Annotated in this window: 10 protein-coding genes and 1 CRISPR repeat array; of the genes, 2 read left to right on the forward strand and 8 right to left on the reverse strand. The window is 58.8% G+C overall.

All coding sequences use genetic code 11. From position 1 onward, the window contains the following. Positions 1 to 70 precede the first annotated feature (70 nt). Entirely contained in the window at positions 71 to 1,417 is a 1,347-nt protein-coding gene (locus tag VI123_RS17920; RefSeq protein WP_336339435.1) for a cytochrome P450, read from the reverse strand. A 219-nt stretch (positions 1,418 to 1,636) separates the two neighbouring features. Here VI123_RS17920 and VI123_RS17925 point away from each other — a divergent pair, with 219 nt between their 5' ends. Beyond that, a complete protein-coding gene (locus tag VI123_RS17925) occupies positions 1,637 to 2,233 on the forward strand; it encodes a hypothetical protein (protein ID WP_336339436.1) in 597 nt (198 codons plus the stop codon). A gap of 290 nt (positions 2,234 to 2,523) precedes the next feature. Here VI123_RS17925 and VI123_RS17930 read toward each other — a convergent pair whose 3' ends face one another. Together VI123_RS17930 and VI123_RS17935 are read right to left on the reverse strand one after the other, a co-directional pair. Then, positions 2,524 to 3,438 carry an amidohydrolase family protein gene (locus tag VI123_RS17930; RefSeq protein ID WP_336339437.1) on the reverse strand — a complete coding sequence of 305 codons (915 nt, stop codon included), beginning with the start codon at positions 3,436 to 3,438 and terminating at the stop codon, positions 2,524 to 2,526. 369 nt (positions 3,439 to 3,807) lie between these two features. Further along, positions 3,808 to 4,473: a PHP domain-containing protein gene (locus VI123_RS17935; RefSeq protein ID WP_336339438.1), complete on the reverse strand. Its 666-nt coding sequence runs from the start codon at positions 4,471 to 4,473 to the stop codon at positions 3,808 to 3,810. A gap of 83 nt (positions 4,474 to 4,556) precedes the next feature. Between VI123_RS17935 and VI123_RS17940 the strand changes: the two genes are divergently transcribed. Next, a complete protein-coding gene (locus tag VI123_RS17940) occupies positions 4,557 to 5,477 on the forward strand; it encodes a diacylglycerol/lipid kinase family protein (RefSeq protein WP_336339439.1) in 921 nt (306 codons plus the stop codon). A 154-nt stretch (positions 5,478 to 5,631) separates the two neighbouring features. On the opposite strand, the gene VI123_RS17945 is transcribed toward VI123_RS17940, so the two are convergent. The 5 genes from VI123_RS17945 to cas1b all read right to left on the reverse strand — a co-directional run bounded on the left by VI123_RS17945 (position 5,632) and on the right by cas1b (position 13,949). After that, entirely contained in the window at positions 5,632 to 6,075 is a 444-nt protein-coding gene (locus VI123_RS17945) for a hypothetical protein (protein WP_336339440.1), read from the reverse strand. After that, positions 6,048 to 6,635: a hypothetical protein gene (locus tag VI123_RS17950; RefSeq protein ID WP_407067020.1), complete on the reverse strand. Its 588-nt coding sequence runs from the start codon at positions 6,633 to 6,635 to the stop codon at positions 6,048 to 6,050. Before VI123_RS17950 ends, VI123_RS17945 begins: the two co-directional genes overlap by 28 nt. 155 nt (positions 6,636 to 6,790) lie before the next feature. Continuing rightward, entirely contained in the window at positions 6,791 to 8,209 is a 1,419-nt protein-coding gene (pyk, locus tag VI123_RS17955; RefSeq protein ID WP_336339442.1) for a pyruvate kinase, read from the reverse strand. A 336-nt stretch (positions 8,210 to 8,545) separates the two neighbouring features. Next, positions 8,546 to 12,586: direct repeats of the CRISPR family, unit length 30 nt; unit sequence GCTTCAACCCCACGAGGGTTCGTCTGAAAC. A gap of 105 nt (positions 12,587 to 12,691) precedes the next feature. Further along, entirely contained in the window at positions 12,692 to 12,952 is a 261-nt protein-coding gene (gene cas2 / locus VI123_RS17960) for a CRISPR-associated endonuclease Cas2 (protein ID WP_336339443.1), read from the reverse strand. Position 12,953: 1 nt separating this feature from the next. Then, positions 12,954 to 13,949, reverse strand: a complete 996-nt coding sequence (gene cas1b, locus VI123_RS17965) for a type I-B CRISPR-associated endonuclease Cas1b (RefSeq protein WP_336339444.1) — start codon at positions 13,947 to 13,949, stop codon at positions 12,954 to 12,956. Positions 13,950 to 13,951 lie beyond the last annotated feature (2 nt).

Consider the following 13,951-nt stretch of genomic DNA (forward strand, 5'->3'; position numbering starts at 1 on the left):
CGCTGTGTATTCAGCAAGACTGTTGAAACCTATCACTTATTGAGGGTTTCAACAAGGCCAGTTTACTGTATCACTCTCGGACAGTTGGTTTGACGATGATTGGATCCTCGGCTTTTGTCGTCACCGACGGCTTGAGAGTTAGTTCCCTGTTCGACAGCAACTCGAATCGGTACCGCTGTGCTATCGTTGCTACGACAAGCGTCGCCTCCAACATCGCAAAACGCTCACCGACACACCGGCGCGGACCGCCACCGAAGGGGAAATGAGCGAACTGGGGGAGCTCTGCCTCGAAAGCGGATGACCACCTGTCTGGAACGAAGGCCTTTGGGTCCTCGAAGAAGCGCGGATCGCGGTGGACCACAATCTGATTCATTGCGACAGTCGATCCTGCGGGGATGGTGTACCCCCCTATCTCGTCATCCTCGATTGGTTCCCGGAGGATACCGAACACGGGTGGATAGAGCCGCAGCGACTCTTTGAGCACCTTTCGGGTATACGACAGCTTCGGAACGTCACTCAACGTCGGTCGGTCCTCGCCGAGCACCTCGTCCACCTCCGCGTACAGAGTCTCAAACACTGTCGGATGAGTGGCGAGAAGGTACCACGTGAAGGTAAGGGCGACTGCTGTCGTTTCATGGCCAGCGAACAGTAGCGTCATTGCCTCATCGCGGAGCTGTGACGTGTCCAGCTCTTGATTGCTGTCCGACCCGGCTCGGAGTAATGCGGACACGACGTCGTCGCTTGGGTCGGTCCGCCGTTGGGCAATGATCTCGTAGATGAACTCGTCTAACCGGTCGAGAGCTCGTTGGTACCGGCGATTCCGAGGGGTAGGGACCCAGGGTGGAAACGAGACGGGTCTGGCGGTTCGCTTCCGGAACTCGTCGGTGACTGCTTGGAAGTCCTGCCGAATCTGTGGCGCATCGGTCCGAATATCGATGTCGAACAGCGCGGCAGCCACAATCTCAAGCGTGAGTTCTGTCATGTCGGCCCCGATGTCCCGTGGCTCGCCCGGCGTCCAGGTCTCCAGGAGTCGGTCCGTCACCCTCGTCATCATCTCCGCGTAGCCAGCGATACGGTCGGGGTCGAACGCTGGCTCGACGAGGTGGCGCTGTCGTCGCCAGTCATCCCCCTCGTTCAGCAGCAGTCCCTTGCCGAGGAATTCCCCAAACTGGCGTGTGAGAAAAGACCCCTTCGTGTAATTCGTGTTGTTGTCGATGAGCACGTGGCGGATCTGGTCTGGATGGTTCAGCTGATAGAACGGCTGCCCAAGCACCTCAATGGCGACTACATCACCATAATCACGGCGACAGGACTGGAGAAAGTCGAAGGTGTGACGACCAAAGTCGAGGGTGTTTCCCAGTAGTGGCAGTCCGCTGGGGCCGGGCGGTGGTTGCCGGGGCAATTCAGCGTTTTCCATAGGAGATAAAGACATTCAGATTACATAAATGGGTATGCGTACTTGATCAGTATAACCGTCGCGCGGGACTCATTTCCGACTGCCGAAACCTGTTCATTCATACCCGTACTCAAAGAGTATGAGTGTGTAGACCTCCACGTTTAAGATGGCAACTCGTTTACGTTAACATATGTCGAAACGGATGTCACCAAAAGGTCGTCCGCGTGGAGTGTGGTGAGAATGGCACCTGATAGGGACGAACAGGCCCAGACGAGACACTCTGAGACGGCAGGAATTGGGCGCTGGCAGCGTGCGAGTATCCTGAGCGAGATCGTCGGTGGAGCCCTTGTGGGGTTGTCAGGACTAGCACTGTTCTCCGTGCTGAATGAGCGGGAGTTCGAGATTCTCACGCCATTTGCCGTGACCGGCTTCTTCCTGCTCGTCTTCGGGCTGTGGGCCTATTACAAGCGTGAGCATAACTGGTTCGGCCGTCTTGCGAAACCGGCTTTCTGGGCTATGGCTGTCGGCACTGTCGTTACAGCTATCTCGCTTCCGATAGCCGAATATGGGCCCGGCGTCGCGTTTATCGGCTTTCTGCTCGGCCTACTGGTGGCGATGCTCGGTGCACTCGGATTCGGGGTTGCGATGATCCGGGCCGATGTCACCCCACGGAGCGCTGCCTGGCTCCTCATACTGGCTCTTCCAGTGGGGGTGCCGCTCACGATCGCGTTCACCACCTACGTGATGGGCGAAGGCGCTGATCCCTGGGGCGGACCCATGGCCTTCTACGGGTTTGCGTGGGTCCTCTTGGGCTCTCATCTTCGTAGAGGGAAATGAACACCGACACTCTCGGAGTTCTATACGGTAGACGGAGAGCCCAACTCCTGACCGACTCGCGCTCTGTATGCAGCAGCGTCTTTTCGATCTACCCTGGGTCTGTCAGTAACGGTGTGACCGATACAGAGCCTGTATGCAGCACGGAGACAACAACTGTTACACCGAATAATAGGTCTGAATTATTCATGAAGCCTGCGCATTGACCACCGAGTTGACTTCTCAAGCGGGTGTGGAGACTGTCCTCGGCCTCTCGATGGCTGGCGGTGCGGTCTCGGTCGTAATCGAGAACGTCACTCCCAAAGCGACTCGAACGTCCGATAGGAGAGCCATGACAGATCCCGGGCCGAGAGGTACTCAACGGCTTCCGGCCAGGAGAGACACTCTCGATAGGATGCGCAGTTGTCCAGCCAGGGATAATCCGAGCCGAGCATGAGCCGCTCGGGTCCGAACCACGCTAGGAGTTTCCGGACGAACATCCCGGCTGTCTCGTAGGGCCAATCGTCTCCCGACGCCCTCGGAACCGAGCTTACTTTCACGTAGACGTTCTCGTGCTCTGCCAGCGTCTCGATATCGGCCCAGGGCGCTTCGTCAGACTCCATTCCCTCGTCAGGCCAGCCCATATGTTCGAGGACGAACGTGACATGGGGATTGGCCGCTGCGAGCGTGGCGAGCATTGAGTACTGTCCGGGTTTCGCAAGGACAAACACGGCTGCATCCTGCGTGGCGATCTCGTCGTACAGCGGGTCAAGCGCATCGTCGGCGATCCAGTCCGTCTGTCGATCCATCTGACCGGGCGTCTCCCCGTACTCAAAGGCAGCATGGAACCGAATACCGAGCATCCGTTCGTGACCGGTCACGCGGCGAACAGCCTGTCGGAGGTCGGGTTCGTCTTGGAAGTATTCCATAACGCCGACGCCCCACAGACGCTCAGGATGGGCTTCGATCGCCCGGAGTGTGTACTCGTTGGCTCGTTCGTCGCGGCCGTAGATCGTCGTCGGCTGCAACACTCCTTCGTCGACTTCAGCCGCATCCATATCGGCAACAAGGTCAGTGTGGGAATACGGGCCAGACCACTCTGGCGGGAGGTTGGCACCGTACCAAGGCAAGTCGGCGGTATCGGGCCCCCAAACGTGAGTATGTGTATCAACCAGTCGCATACGACCGCAGTGAGCGGTCAGCTTTGTATAGTTGTGGTAAGGTATCATTGCACGGTTAGAAGGAGTCTGCAAGATACAACGCGTGTATCTTGCAGCATTTTCCAGAGTTGCCGGCCAACTTTCAGTATTGGTATGACCGATACAGAGGGTGGCTTCAGCACGGTCGGCGACAATTCGGCCTGGTCGGTCAGCACGAATTCCCGGATCAACAGGACCACATAACGCGACGCGACCGCGTAGACCCACGGACCGGCGTTCCCGGTGACTATCCTGATAGCCCCAGAGCCACTCGTCGGGGAAGTTCGTCGGCGTGGTTGACCATCAGCTCGGGGAGCGGCCGGATCTCCTCGAACCGGGGCCCCTTCAGGATCACCGCCACTACTGTCTGCCGTATCCACTCGACAGGTCGAGTGCGGATTAATCCTCGTGTGAGGACGTATGCCCCTTTATCTCGTGGATGTACGAATAGACTGTTCCGAGAGCTCTGAGTAGTGGTCCATCGCGGAAGACGGGTTCGACCCGTCCGTCTCGAATGGCTGCCGCGACTGTCTCCGGCGTCAGTCGGTCCACGTCGATGCGCGTCGAGATACGGCCAGCCTCGAACGGGAGGTGTGCATCGCTTCCGCCGACCATCGGAAGGTCTCGTTCCCGAGCGATCGTTTCGATCCGACGACGATACTCGGGGTGTTTCCCGTTGACTTCGATCGCGTCGAAATCTGCGTCACACGTCCGGAGGGTGCTGTTGCGAAACGGATGGGCAATGATCGCGGCACAATCGTGGGCGTGTGCTAGCTCTACAGCAGCCTGTGGGGAGAGTTTCCCCCGCTCGGTTCTGGTGGGTGGATCCGGTCCGACAACGAGCAGATGGCCCCGTGTCGTCGATATCTCGATCCCGGGGAGGCAGGCATCACTGACGATCGTATCCGGACGGTAGAAGTCGTGGTTGGTGACAGCGATACCATCGAGTCCCCGGAACGCTGCCATTCGGAGCGTCGCCAGCACCCCGTACGGATCGTACCCCGCCGCGACCTCTGGCTTCCAGTGGAAGAACCGACTGTGGGTGTGGAGGTCGCAGTCGAACATAGCCTTTCTACGGGCAGCGATAGTTAAATCCCCGGACATCACCCACCCGTACAGTTTTCAGTAGCGATGTAGAGTATGTAGCAATGGGTCCGACCCGGGTCGTCGTCAGGAATCCCAACAGCGGCGATGGCAAACGAACAAAGCGTGCGAAAACGATCGCGACCAACCGGGGCTGGGACGTACTCGACAGTCAGGGCGGTGAGCATACCATCGAACTGGCGGCCCAGGCCGCACGACGGGCCGACACGGTCGTCGCCTGTGGCGGTGACGGGACGCTCAACAAGACGGTCCAGGGTGTCCAGAACGCCGGCCTGCTCGACGACGTGTCGCTGGGCGTCCTCCCGGCAGGGACTGGCAACGACTTCGCCGACAACGTCGGTATCCGGGGGATCGACCACGCCTTCGAGGTCATCGAATCCGGCGAGTGCCGACGGCTCGATCTCGGTACGGCCAACGAGAGGCCGTTCCTGAACTCCTGTGTCGGGGGCCTGACCGCCGAGTCGAGTGCGAAGACGTCCCGCCCGCTCAAGCGACGACTGGGCGTCCTCGCGTATGTCCTGACGACGCTGTCTATGGCGCGCGAATTCGAACCGCTCTCCCTGTGGGTGTCCGTGGGTCCGGATCGTGACCCGGCGTGGGTTGGCGAGGCACTGATGTTACTCGTCGGGAACGGTCGACGGTTCCCCGGCGAACAGATGCGACAGGCCAACATGGAGGACGGGATGGTCAACGCCGTCATCATCGAGGACGCGCCAGCCATCGACTATCTCTCGAAAGGCGCAGCCGACAGACTCCTCCGTCGGCGAGCCAGCCACCTCACACGGCTCAAGGCCTCTCACCTCCACGTCACGCACGATGGCGACCCCGTTCAGTTCAGCCTCGACGGTGAGATGATCGAAACGAACGAACTGACGATCGACAGTATTCCGAGCGCGATGCAGTTCTTCGTCGGCGACGACTACGATCCTGATCCGGAAGAATGGGGCAAACCCGTCCAGCAGTGACCTCGTTTCGAACGTGAATTCCACAAGCCGTTCCGTGTTATCGCCTTCGGCCATCTAGCCCTGGCTCTCGGACCGTGAGGCAACAAACGGAGTCTCGGTCGACGATACCCAGCAACAGGGGTCTGCCCAGATTCGAGGGTGCCCTACTCGCCTGTCAGAGCGTGTCATCGATTCGCTCGGTCGTCGTCTCGTTCACGAAGTATGTTGCTTCGTATGGGCGACCGTCGGCGATCCCTGTCGGTTCGCCGGACCCGTCATCGCCGAAGGTCCAGTAGAACCCCACACTTACCACGACCTCGTACCCGTCGTTCCGTTCACGCACCGAGACGACGCCTGCGCCGACTACGATTTCCTGTATCGTTTCCGTCTCTTCGTCGACGATTACGTTGTGACGGTACACCTCCTCGTATGCGGCGACGTACGGCCCAGCAGTCTGTTCGTCCAGCGTCGGTGGTCGATCCGGATACGCTTTCTTGCCGACCGACTCACCCGTCCCGAAACCACCGAGACACCCGCCGAGGCAGACGAGCACGGCGACCGTAAGAGCTGGGAGTGTGCGCGAGGCCATTCTCACTCCAGTAGTATCGTGAATCCCCACAGTGCGGACGCTTCCGACTCTGCGTCGGGCGAGACAATCGAGACAGTGGTTTCGAAGCGGTACTCGCCGACCGGGAGGCACCCGTCCACGTCGGGCGTCGCGTAGAGGTCGACGAGGCGACTCCGTGAACTGCCAGCCTCGATTTCGACCGTCTGGTATTCCTCGGAAACCGGGACCCCCTCTGTGAGCCGCCAGCAGTCTGGTTCTGCGGGGTACTCACGGTCGTTTTCACCTGGGAGGAGCACGAGTGAGCCGGAGTCGTCAGTGACGTACTCGAAGTGAACGGCTCGTCCTTCGCCAACTCGCACCGGGTCGTCGCTGGTATTAGTGAGGGTCGTCCGGAGCCGTGGTGGATACTCGGGCGTGGCCGCCTCTCGGACGATCTCCATCGCGGGTCGAACGGGGAGGTCTGGCTCGTCGTCGGTCGAGACGACGGTGACGCCAGGCCCGCCCGTTCCCGACGGCCGGGTACCGCCAGACTCGCCACTCAAACACCCGGAGTGGAGACCCACCAGCGCGAGTCCGACTCCACTGAGCCAATGACGTCGTGTCGGGGCCATAATCGCTATAGAACCGACAGGGTTGTAATATTGTCTATTAAAGTTAATTATCATTCCGATATAATAAGTGCTGGACGGTCCGGACGATTGCCCGCCAGAAGTCGATCGAACACACGAACCAGTCAGCGGTTGGTGTACCGCGTGTATCCGCGCTCTCAGTCGCGTTCGATCGCAGTGTGGATCTTGAGGACGTTCGAGGTTCCAGTCCCCGCCTCGTCGTTTCGAGGGCCAGAGAGAACGATGATCCGGTCACCCTGCGAGACGACATCGGTATCGAGTGCCGACCCGACAGCGATATAGATTACTTCGTCGGTACTGGTCGCTGTGGCGGTCGGTGGACCAGTAACGATGCCACCAGAGAGCGCGAGGCGACGACAGACGGACCGAGAGGGTGTCGCTGCGATAACCGGAATCGACGGACGGAACTTCGCCACTCGAACTGCTGTCTTCCCCGATGCAGTCGCGACGACGAGCGCGGCTGCATCGGTATCGTGTCCGAGAAGCCCCGCCGAGTGTGCGAGGGCGTCTGACTGTGACCCGGGAGCGGGGACGTGCTGTTTGCGGCTGTCGTCGTAATCAGTCGTCTCTTCGACGCGTCGGATGATCCGGTCCATCGTCTCGACGACGCGGACCGGATGGTCACCCACTGCCGTCTCACCAGATAGCATCACGGCGTCAGTCCCATCCAGGACAGCGTTGGCAACATCGGAGGCTTCTGCACGCGTCGGGCGGCGGGCCCGAATCATCGATTCGAGCATCTCCGTGGCGGTGATGACTGGCGTCCCTGTCTCCCGGCACAGTCGGATGATGTGTTTCTGGACGACTGGCACCGACTCCAGTGGAATCTCGACCCCTAGGTCACCCCGAGCGACCATGATTCCCGAGGCAGTATCGACGATGTCCGTCAGATTCCGAACTGCGACCCCGCGCTCGATTTTTGCGACGAGCGGAATCGTCGCACCACGGTCGGCTAACGCACGCTCGATCGTCCGGATAGAGTCTCCGTCCCGGACGAAACTCGCCGCGACGAAATCGACGCCGTTCTCTGCCGCGATTGTCAGTTCACGCTGGTCACGATCCGTGATCGTCGGTAGGCCGAGTTCGATGCCCGGGACGATCACACCTTTCCGGCCACGAAGCTCTGCGCTGTTCTTGACCCTGGCTGTCACAACGTCACCGTCGACAGCCGTGACTGTCGTCTCGATCCGCCCATCGTCGAGGAGTATCCTGTCACCGGGTTCGACGGCCGTAAGGTCGTGTGAGAGACCGATTCGCTGGGCTGTCGTCGTCGTCCCCTCGACGTACTCGACCGTCGACCCTGCCGCCAGTGTGACTGTCCCGTCCATGGCCGCAGTCCGGACTTTGGGACCGGCGATATCGTGGAGGATCGCTATCGGCCTGTCGAGCGACTGCTCGACAGTCCGGATCGTCTCGATCAAATTCCGTCGGTCCTCGGGCGAACCGTGACTCGAATTCAACCGGGCGACCGACATCCCCGCCTCGGCGAGTCGTCGAATTGATTCCCGTGTGTCAGACGCTGGCCCGATCGTACAGACGATCTTCGTATTTCTCATCGGTGTTCACGTCACTCCGGCTATCCCATCGCGGGGGGAATCGTCGCTGTTCATACAGAGACCACTCGGGGGATCAACAATAGGCTTGGTAACGGTCTAACCTCGGTGACACCTCTCGGAAGGTTGAGTGGGATAGCTTCGGGCCGATATGGTGTGCGTGGTAATTCGATATTACGTACAGATGTCAGCAACGTCAATAATCACCCCGAACTACAGCGGTAAGCCACGACTACACTTATCTACAGCCAGGATGAGAGGGACGGTAACGGAATGTCTCTCATCGACCCGGTTCGTCTGAAACTCCAGGTCAGAGGATGCTCCTCGAGCACGCGCCCAGCTTCAACCCCACGAGGGTTCGTCTGAAACCGGCTCTTGCCAACTGGCGATGGTGGGTGGATAGGGCTTCAACCCCACGAGGGTTCGTCTGAAACGAATGTTGAGGATGTCCGCCGGCGGCGTCTCTCCGCTTCAACCCCACGAGGGTTCGTCTGAAACCGTCAGTCGGGCGTCTCGCCGCTGCCCTGCACGTCGCTTCAACCCCACGAGGGTTCGTCTGAAACTTGCATAATTACCATTTCTCGACCAGGTCAGCGACCAGCTTCAACCCCACGAGGGTTCGTCTGAAACTAGCCGTTGCATACGTGTCTAAACTATACGATGTCCGAGCTTCAACCCCACGAGGGTTCGTCTGAAACTCCTGAATGTCGAGCGTGACCTGCGCGTTGTGGTCGCTTCAACCCCACGAGGGTTCGTCTGAAACCAACTTTGAGGGGTGGATATATTGCGATACCAAAGTGCTTCAACCCCACGAGGGTTCGTCTGAAACCAGCACTGAAAGACAGCTCCGACTGGAACCACGCGATGCTTCAACCCCACGAGGGTTCGTCTGAAACCGGTATCGCATCGCTGGTGAACGAGCATCTACGCGGCTTCAACCCCACGAGGGTTCGTCTGAAACAGGACCTCCACGTCGGTATCTTGGTCCGGCCGTGGGCTTCAACCCCACGAGGGTTCGTCTGAAACCTATCGCCACAAGTTGATGGACCTTCGCTTGTTTGCTTCAACCCCACGAGGGTTCGTCTGAAACGGGCGACGACCAAGAACTTACCCGCGGCTATCAAGGTGCTTCAACCCCACGAGGGTTCGTCTGAAACTGGTCGTTGATTCGCCGTTCAAAGTCGATGATAACCGGCTTCAACCCCACGAGGGTTCGTCTGAAACCTGGAGGACGAGGTCGACGCCGCCAGAGACGAAAAGCTTCAACCCCACGAGGGTTCGTCTGAAACCTGGAGGACGAGGTCGACGCCGCCAGAGACGAAAAGCTTCAACCCCACGAGGGTTCGTCTGAAACCACGCTGCAAGAGGCAGCAGCAGCGGCGAAAAGCGCTTCAACCCCACGAGGGTTCGTCTGAAACACACTTACGGCGGCGCGGCCATCGGATCGATAGCCGCTTCAACCCCACGAGGGTTCGTCTGAAACTCTCTCATCGTAACGGTGTTGAGCCCTGCGACTCGGTGGCTTCAACCCCACGAGGGTTCGTCTGAAACTTGGACCTCCCGGAACCCGAGGACGACGAGGTGGGCGCTTCAACCCCACGAGGGTTCGTCTGAAACGAGTTCTTCGCCGGCCGTGACCGTCTCGCTGACGGGCTTCAACCCCACGAGGGTTCGTCTGAAACTCGGCCGACCGTCCGCTCGACGGAGAGGCCCGCCGTCGGCTTCAACCCCACGAGGGTTCGTCTGAAACCTCGCCTTGGAGGCCCTTCGGGTTGCCGTAGGACAGGCTTCAACCCCACGAGGGTTCGTCTGAAACGGTATTCGTCCTTGCTCGCGCCGGGCTTCATGACGGGGCTTCAACCCCACGAGGGTTCGTCTGAAACGCGTCGGAATCGGGCCGCTCGCCACCGAATGGCAGCCGCTTCAACCCCACGAGGGTTCGTCTGAAACTCGCGTTGAGTCCTGCCATCCTACTGCGCCCCCTCGCTTCAACCCCACGAGGGTTCGTCTGAAACGACCTCGGGGATGTACTCGTCGGCGGCCGTGCCGCCGGCTTCAACCCCACGAGGGTTCGTCTGAAACGCGGCCTCTGCGGGAGCTGTAAACAAGCCGTGAGACAGCTTCAACCCCACGAGGGTTCGTCTGAAACCGGCGCGGGATAAGCGCTCGGCCTTGTCCGCGTCCGCTTCAACCCCACGAGGGTTCGTCTGAAACCATATCTCAGTGGACCTCGGCGTCGAGATGAGCGCCAAGCTTCAACCCCACGAGGGTTCGTCTGAAACCGGAGGTCGTACACGTCGGCGGTAATGTCTGGGTTGCTTCAACCCCACGAGGGTTCGTCTGAAACTCGAGCGCCAGATTCAGGACGTGGGTCGCCGCGTCGAGCTTCAACCCCACGAGGGTTCGTCTGAAACCGTTAGTGATGGACGCCACGGGAAAAACAGCAAGCGCTTCAACCCCACGAGGGTTCGTCTGAAACGTCCACTTCGATAGCCGTACTGACCTCGTTCTTGCCGCTTCAACCCCACGAGGGTTCGTCTGAAACGACATCGGCCCTGGAGACGACGTGGGTGTTCCCCCTGCTTCAACCCCACGAGGGTTCGTCTGAAACCGGCCTCGCCGGCGACCTCGAACACCGGCGGGCCCAGGCTTCAACCCCACGAGGGTTCGTCTGAAACGCCCACACTCTCGGTCGCTGGTCAGCCCGGTGATTGCTTCAACCCCACGAGGGTTCGTCTGAAACCGACCTTATCCTCGAAGCGGAACAGGAGTATCAAGAGCTTCAACCCCACGAGGGTTCGTCTGAAACGCCCAGTTTGCGATAAGGCCCTCGTCACAGACGACGCTTCAACCCCACGAGGGTTCGTCTGAAACGTTTCGCGTCGGGATGATGGGCCGGCGCTTCGGCAAGCTTCAACCCCACGAGGGTTCGTCTGAAACAAATATTTCTTGGTCATGCTCGACATTCATTGACGGCTTCAACCCCACGAGGGTTCGTCTGAAACTGTCAACAATCAGATGTGACGAGTCGGTGGTACGCACTGCTTCAACCCCACGAGGGTTCGTCTGAAACTGCGTTCGCGTTCAAGCAACTCGGGGCTCGGCAGACGCTTCAACCCCACGAGGGTTCGTCTGAAACGCGAGGTCCGTCTCTTCGTCGGTGTCCTCGTCCGGTCGCTTCAACCCCACGAGGGTTCGTCTGAAACGTTCCGCGATAGCGTCAAGCGATACGAGCATGACGTGCTTCAACCCCACGAGGGTTCGTCTGAAACCTGGAGGACGACGCCGATAGTGTCGGAGGCTCGGACGCTTCAACCCCACGAGGGTTCGTCTGAAACCCTCGCTTGACGTTAAGACCCAGCCAGTGCGAGCAGCTTCAACCCCACGAGGGTTCGTCTGAAACCGTAGCGGATCGGGTCTGTCGGACTGACGTTATCCGGGCTTCAACCCCACGAGGGTTCGTCTGAAACCGTTCCGCGATAGCGTCAAACGCTACGAGCATGACGTGCTTCAACCCCACGAGGGTTCGTCTGAAACTCGGGGAATTGTCTGATTATCGTCTCTATGTTGCTGCTTCAACCCCACGAGGGTTCGTCTGAAACTTCCACATTTTCCACGAGATAGACGCGACGAACGCCGGCTTCAACCCCACGAGGGTTCGTCTGAAACACGGTAACGACGGGGCAAACCTTCGGCGGGGAGCGCTTCAACCCCACGAGGGTTCGTCTGAAACGTGAACTGTGTCCCACTTTCGGCCCCGAGGCCAGCGCTTCAACCCCACGAGGGTTCGTCTGAAACGCGACGGACTGGTGGGACCCGGACGGTGGCGGGCTTCAACCCCACGAGGGTTCGTCTGAAACCCGTTGGTTCGATAAGGTAGTCGCCATCTTGGTCGGTGCTTCAACCCCACGAGGGTTCGTCTGAAACTCTTCTTTATCTGTGTCGGTGGGGTCGTATCCAGATGGCTTCAACCCCACGAGGGTTCGTCTGAAACATTGTAAAGTAGCCGCGAGGGCGTAAGGCCCGTTCGGCTTCAACCCCACGAGGGTTCGTCTGAAACGCACGTGGACCGACGGCGACCCGCCGCCAGATCGGGCTTCAACCCCACGAGGGTTCGTCTGAAACAAGAGAAGGCCGAGCGGCAGTGGCAGGGCACGACGGCTTCAACCCCACGAGGGTTCGTCTGAAACGTGTTCGGTCCGGTGTCGACGGCGTTACCCTGGGCTTCAACCCCACGAGGGTTCGTCTGAAACTCCAGCGTAAAGTCGTCTTGGCCCAGTTGGTCCTTGCTTCAACCCCACGAGGGTTCGTCTGAAACACGTGACTGGGTCACGGTCGTTGGACACCGTCGCTTCAACCCCACGAGGGTTCGTCTGAAACCATGCCCGATATACGGGCCATAAGGCTGCTAACGGCGGGTCACAGTAAAGACCTTCCGTCGACCATCAATAGGGTGCTTCCCCCCGGGGGGTCGACGGAAACCGACTATAGAAACCGCTGATCCTCAGTTGGATCGTCGCCGTAGACTGTCCGGTTGAGCAGTGTATCAGAAGACAGCTCGTAGATGATTGCCGATTCACCTGGTTTCAGCAAATCATCAATCTCGTTTTTGAGCTTGGAGAGATCTCCCTCAGAGATTTCGCCTTCAAGAACTGAGTTCTGTACGTGAGTCAGATATCGACGACCAATTTTGAGCGCTTTCTGTGTTCGATCCGCTTCCAAATCGTATACCATCACCACGTACATTTTACCACCACCGTTGGAACGAGTCGTATGCTTCTCCGGTGAGGAGATGCTTTTTCAGTTTGTATGCTTCCAGCCGCATCAGGTACTGATAACTAACTTTTCGGTTGAGCGTCGGGTGTTCAACAGTACGTTCAAGCATTTCTTCGAACGCCTTCGTGTACGTTTTCCGACCAGCTTCGTTCAACAGACAGGAGCCGAGCTCGGTCTCGAAATCACTTTCAGAAATTTGATTCCGATTCACTAACCGGAATAGTACCCGGTCAGCGAGCACAGGTTTGAATAAGTCAGCGATATCAAGAGATAGCGAGTACCGCCGCTCACCGGGCTCGTGTAGGTAGCTAATCGTCGGGTCGAGTGCAGTGGCTCGAATTGCTGAGACGCAGTTGGCGTAGACCAGCGAGTTGCCGAACGAAATGAGGCTATTAATCTCATTCGGTGGTGGGTTGTATTCCCGTTGGGTGAGTTGGAACTCGCTCGGAAGAATTTGGTTGAAGCTGCGGTAGTAGGCCTTTTTTGCGGTCGCCTCGATACCCATCAGTTCGTCAATCGGGAGACTCTCGTCAACGCGTGCTGCTGCGGCTTCCAAGTCCTCAATTACACTGTCGAGATCGTGATCTCGGCCGTTGTAGTAGACCACATTGGTTCGCATATTGTGGATACTCCCCTTCACAATCGCGGCGGCCAGTTGTCGTCGATGTTGACTGTCCTCATATGCTCGAACTTGGTTGACTACAGTTTTCCCAGAAGTTTGGCCACGTTTCGGCATCACCGAGCCAGCGTAGTAATCCTCCCAGCCGAAGACGTGTAGCGCGACCGTTCGATCGTTGAGGAACGACATCAGTCGCGTGTTAAAATCGATCTGGCCGTGTAAGAAGAATGCCTCAGCGTTCTCGATTGGAATATATTGCTTGTCCCCATCATCGTCAGGAACAAGTCTGAGCGTGTCGTCACTGCGTTCGAGTCGACCGTCGGAAAAGACGTGGTAGTTCCTATCCATTG

It is taken from the genome of Haloarcula sp. DT43, from assembly GCF_037078405.1.
GTDB classification, from domain to species: Archaea; Halobacteriota; Halobacteria; order Halobacteriales; family Haloarculaceae; genus Haloarcula; species Haloarcula brevis.